The sequence below is a fragment of the Albimonas sp. genome, assembly GCF_055129145.1.
Map to the genome: position 1 here is coordinate 1 of NZ_JBSRTQ010000215.1, position 5217 is coordinate 5217.

The 5217-nt window shown below is 69.4% G+C and carries 4 protein-coding genes; 2 read left to right on the plus strand and 2 right to left on the minus strand.

The window, feature by feature from the left end:
* A partial coding sequence (locus ACTB72_RS20305) for an NAD(P)(+) transhydrogenase (Re/Si-specific) subunit beta (protein ID WP_463038842.1) occupies nucleotides 1-1250 on the minus strand: 1250 nt, incomplete at its 3' end.
* 13 nt (nucleotides 1251-1263) lie between these two features.
* Nucleotides 1264-2835, minus strand: coding sequence for a Re/Si-specific NAD(P)(+) transhydrogenase subunit alpha (locus ACTB72_RS20310; protein ID WP_463038843.1), 1572 nt, complete (start codon nucleotides 2833-2835; stop codon nucleotides 1264-1266).
* A 426-nt stretch (nucleotides 2836-3261) separates the two neighbouring features.
* Between ACTB72_RS20310 and ACTB72_RS20315 the strand changes: the two genes are divergently transcribed.
* Both ACTB72_RS20315 and ACTB72_RS20320 read left to right on the plus strand, forming a co-directional pair.
* Entirely contained in the window at nucleotides 3262-4560 is a 1299-nt protein-coding gene (locus tag ACTB72_RS20315; protein WP_463038844.1) for an MFS transporter, read from the plus strand.
* Between the two features lie 14 nt (nucleotides 4561-4574).
* Nucleotides 4575-4979: a MarR family winged helix-turn-helix transcriptional regulator gene (locus tag ACTB72_RS20320; protein WP_463038845.1), complete on the plus strand. Its 405-nt coding sequence runs from the start codon at nucleotides 4575-4577 to the stop codon at nucleotides 4977-4979.
* Nucleotides 4980-5217: the final 238 nt, after the last annotated feature.

A 5217-nucleotide genomic window follows, 5' to 3' on the forward strand; every position in this document is an offset into this window, starting at 1 on the left:
TTGGGATCCTCCTGCGCCGCCGGGTTCACGATGTCGTTCGCGCCGATGATGATCACCACGTCGGTGGTGGGGAAATCCTCGTTGATCTCGTCCATCTCCAGCACGAAGTCGTAGGGCACCTTGGCCTCGGCCAGCAGCACGTTCATGTGCCCCGGCAGACGGCCCGCGACCGGGTGGATGGCGAAGCGCACCTCCTTGCCCTTGGCGCGCAGCCGGCGGGTCAGTTCCGACACCGAGGACTGCGCCTGCGCCACCGCCATGCCGTAGCCCGGCACGATGATGACGCTGTCGGCCTCGTCCAGCGCCGAGGCGACGCCGTCCGCGTCGATGGCGATCATCTCGCCGTCGATCTCCATCGCCGGGCCCGACGATCCGCCGAACCCGCCCAGGATGACCGAGACGAAGTGGCGGTTCATCGCCTTGCACATGATGTAGCTGAGGATCGCGCCCGAGGACCCGACCAGCGCGCCGACGACGATGAGCAGATCGTTGCCGAGCGAGAAGCCGATCGCCGCCGCGGCCCACCCCGAATAGGAGTTGAGCATCGACACCACCACCGGCATGTCGGCGCCGCCGATGCCCATGATCAGGTGGTAGCCGATGAACAGCGCCGCCAGCGTCATCAGGATCAGCGGCAGCACCCCGCCGCCGCTCGCGTACCAGACGAGGCAGAGCACCGAGATCGCCGCCGCGCCGGCGTTGAGCATGTGGCCGCCGGGCAGCTTGGTCGCCGCCGAGGACACTTTGCCCGCGAGCTTGCCATAGGCGATCACCGAGCCGGTGAAGGTCACCGCGCCGATGAACACGCCGAGGAAGAGCTCGACCCGCAGGATCGAGATCTCCACGTCGGTCTTGTGGGCGAGCAGCGCCGCGAAGCCCTTGAGGCCGGCGCGGGCGGTCTCGTCCATCGCCATCACGCGGACCAGCTCGACATGGGCGTTGTAGCCCACGAAGACCGCCGCGAGGCCGACCAGCGAGTGCATGGCGGCGACCAGCTGCGGCATCTCGGTCATCTGCACGCGCTTGGCGACGATGTAGCCGATGGCGCCGCCGCCGGCGATCAGCGCGACCGAGAGCAGCCACAGGCCGGAGCCCGGGCCGATCAGCGTCGCCGCCACCGCCAGCGCCATGCCGGCGATGCCGTACCACACGGCGCGCTTGGCGCTTTCCTGGTTCGACAACCCGCCGAGCGACAGGATGAAGAGCACCGCGGCGACCACGTAGGCCGCGGTCGAGAATCCGTAATCCATCTCCGCGCCTCCCTTACGATTTCTGGAACATGGCGAGCATGCGCCGGGTGACGAGGAAGCCGCCGAAGATGTTGATGCCGGCCATGAACACCGACAGCGCGCCCAGGAGGATCACGATCCAGGAGCCCGAGCCGATCTGCATCGCCGCGCCGAGGATGATGATCGACGAAATCGCGTTGGTCACCGCCATCAGCGGCGTGTGCAGGCTGTGCGCCACGCCCCAGATCACCTGGAAGCCGATGAACACCGACAGCACGAAGACGATGAAGTGCTGCATGAAGCTCGCCGGCGCGACCAGACCCACGGCCAGCAGCAGCACGGCGCCGATGGCCAGAAGCGTCACCTGGTTGCGGGTCTGCTTCTTGAAGGCGGCCGTCTCCGCGGCGCGCTTCTCCTCCGCGGTCAGGACCTTCTCCTTCTCCTTCGGCTTGGCCGCGGCGATGGCCTTCACCTTGGGGGGCGGGGGGGGATAGGTGATCTCGCCGGCGTGGACCACGGTCGAGCCGCGGATCACGTCGTCCTCCATGTTCACCACCGGCGTCCCGTTCTTCTCGGGCGTCAGGTCGAACAGCATGTGGGCGATGTTGGTGCCGTAGAGGTTGGACGACTGGGTCGCCATCCGGCTCGGCAGATCGGTGTAGCCGATGATGGTCACGCCGTTCTCGGACACGATCTTCTGGTCCGGCACGGTCAGGTCGCAGTTGCCGCCGCGCTCGGCCGCGAGGTCGACGACCACGGAGCCGGGCTTCATCGCCAGGACCATGTCCTCGAGCCACAGCTTGGGGGCCGGGCGTCCGGGGATCAGGGCGGTGGTGATGACGATGTCGACTTCGGGGGCCTGGGCGCGGAACAGCTCGAGCTGCTTCTCGCGGAATTCCGGGCTGGAGGGGGCGGCGTAGCCCCCGGTCCCGGCGCCGTCCTGGCTGTCCTCGAAATCGAGGAACAGGAATTCGGCGCCCATCGACTCGATCTGCTCGGCCACTTCGGGGCGCACGTCGAAGGCGCGAACGACCGCGCCGAGCGCCTGGGCCGCGCCGATGGCGGCCAAGCCCGCGACGCCGGCGCCGACCACCATCACCTTGGCGGGGGGCACCTTGCCCGCGGCGGTGATCTGGCCGGTGAAGAAGCGGCCGAAATTGTTGGCCGCCTCGATCACGGCGCGATAGCCGCCGATATTGGCCATGGACGACAGCGCGTCCATCTTCTGCGCGCGGCTGATCCGGGGCACCATGTCCATGGCGATCACGGTCAGCTTCTTGGCGTTCAGCTTGTCCAGCAGCTCGGGGTTCTGCGCCGGCCAGATGAACGAGATCAGCAGCTTGCCCTCGGGCGCCGCCTCCACCTCCTCATCCGACGGGCCGCGGACCTTCACGATGATGTCCGCCTGGTCCCACAGCTCCGCCGCCGAGCCCAGGACCGTCACGCCCGCTTCGCGGTAGGCGTCGTCGGTCAGGCTCGCGGCTTCGCCGGCGCCGGCCTCGACCAGGCATTCGTAGCCCAGCTTCTGCAGCCGCTTGGCGCTGTCGGGGGTGAGCGCGACGCGCTTCTCCCCCTCGAAAATCTCTTTCGGGGCGCCGATTTTCATCAAGCCCTCCTCCCTCGTTCTCCTCCAGGACGCGGTGCCGGGTCCCGGCCGAAGAAGACCGCCCGGACCGCGATCTGTCCACCGGGCAATTTGCGCGTGGAAGGGAAATAGGCAAGACGCCGGAGGCATGTATTGCGCAATAATGTTGCGCGCGGGCGCGCGGCGGCTTGATTTTCGCCTGACCTGTGTCAGGTTTCGGGCGGTCGCGGATGGATTCGGGGCGATGATGCCCGAAAGCACAGCCTGAGACTGTGATATGTGCGCGATTGATTCGCCGCCCCGTTGTTTTCTCCGACGCCATTTCCCGGCTTGATTTCGCAAAGACCCGGGCATATGCCCGTAACCGGCCGGCCGCAGCGTCCGCCTTGCGCGCCGCCCTGTCCCCGGCCGCGCGCCCCAAAGCCCCCGGGACCGAGGAGACCGCCGATGACGTCCACGACCCTCGCGCGCGCGCTCGAAGCCAGAGGCGTGCATTACGGCTGGGTGGTGGCGGGGATCACTTTCCTGACCATGCTGGCCACCGCCGGGGCGCTGGGCTCGGCCGGGGTGATGATCGTGCCGCTGCGCGAGGAATTCGGCTGGACCACGGCCGAGATCTCCACCGCGCTGGCCATCCGCTTTCTGCTGTTCGGGCTGCTGGGGCCGTTCGCGGCGGCCTTCATGAACCGCTTCGGGGTGCGGCAGGTCACCGCGACGGCGCTGGCGATGATCGCGGGCGGGGTGGTCGCCTCGTTCTTCATGACCGAGCTCTGGCAGATGATGGCGCTCTGGGGCGTGGTGATCGGCATCGGCACCGGCATGACCGCGCTGGTGCTCGGCGCGACGGTGGCGACGCGCTGGTTCACCCATCGGCGCGGGCTGGTGATGGGGCTGATGACCGCGTCCAACGCCACCGGGCAGCTGGTGTTCCTGCCCCTCGTCGCCTCGCTGACCGAGGTCCATGGCTGGCGGACCGCGCTGACCGTGACCGTGGTCGGGCTGACGGCGGCCTTCGCGCTGGTCCTGATCTTCATGCGCGACCGGCCGGCGGATCTGGGCCTCGCCCCCCATGGCGGGACCGAGATCCAGCCGATCCCGGCGCGCACCACGGGCCTCAAGCCGCTGCTGGTGGCGCCGGTGACCACGCTGTTCGAGATCGCGCGGACCCGCACCTTCTGGATCCTGTTCATCACCTTCTTCATCTGCGGCTTCTCCACCAACGGGCTGATCCAGACCCACTGGATCGCGCTTTGCGGCGACTTCGGCGTGATGCCGGTGGCCGCGGCCGGAATGCTGGCGGTGATCGGGGTCTTCGACCTCGCCGGGACCATCGGCTCGGGCTGGCTCTCGGACCGCTTCGACAACCGCCGCCTGCTCGCCTGGTATTACGGGCTGCGGGGGCTGTCGCTGGTGTTCCTGCCGTTCTCGGATTTCTCGGTGAACCAGCTGGCGGTGTTCGCGGTGTTCTACGGCCTCGACTGGGTGGCGACGGTGCCGCCGACGGTGCGCCTCGCCGCCGAGCGCTTCGGGGCGGAACGCGCGCCGCTGGTGTTCGGCTGGGTCTTCGCCGGCCACCAGGTCGGCGCGGCCGCGGCCGCCTGGATGGCGGGCACGGTGCGCACCGATTTCGGCACCTACCTGCCGGCGCTCTATGCGGCGGGCGTGCTGTGCCTGATCGCGGCGGTCCTGATCCTGGCGCTGTCGCGCTCCGCCCCGCGCGGACAGGCGGCGGGGGTTCCGGCCTGACCGGAGAGGAGGCCATGCGCCAGCGCACCGACTGCTACTGCAACGCGCTCCGCAAGGCCGGCCGCCGGCTGACCGCGCGCTACGACGCGGCGCTGGCTCCGGCGGGGATCAATGTCGGCCAGTTCGCCATGCTGCGGCAGGTCGACCATGCGGTCGAGATCTCCCTGACCGAGCTGGGGCGGCGGGCGGAGCTCGACCGCTCCACCGTCGGGCGCAACGCGCGGGTGCTGGTGCGCGACGGGCTGCTGGACAGCGCGCCCGGGGCCGACCGGCGCGAGGCGACGCTGCGACTGACCCCGGCGGGGCGGGACACGCTGGCGGTCGCCGCGCCGCTATGGGCCCAGGTCCAGGACGAGATCGAGGCGATGCTCGGCCTCGACGACGCCCGTGCGCTGCGCCGGGTGCTGCACGGTCTCTGACCCGGGCCCGGGGGTGGGTCTCGACATCTCCCGCGCTCCAGTCGGCATCTGGGGCGACGTGGGAGTCGACGTCGGGCCGTTCCTGTCATATAATGGCGAAAAGATGGCGTCCCGCCGCCCGTCGCGAGGACGTCACAACGCTGTCGTGCGCCACGGGCATTGTTCCCGAATGCGCCGACCTCGACCGGACCCATCGCCGCGAGCCCGTCGCCAGCGCCGCCGTCCGTCCTGCGCCTAC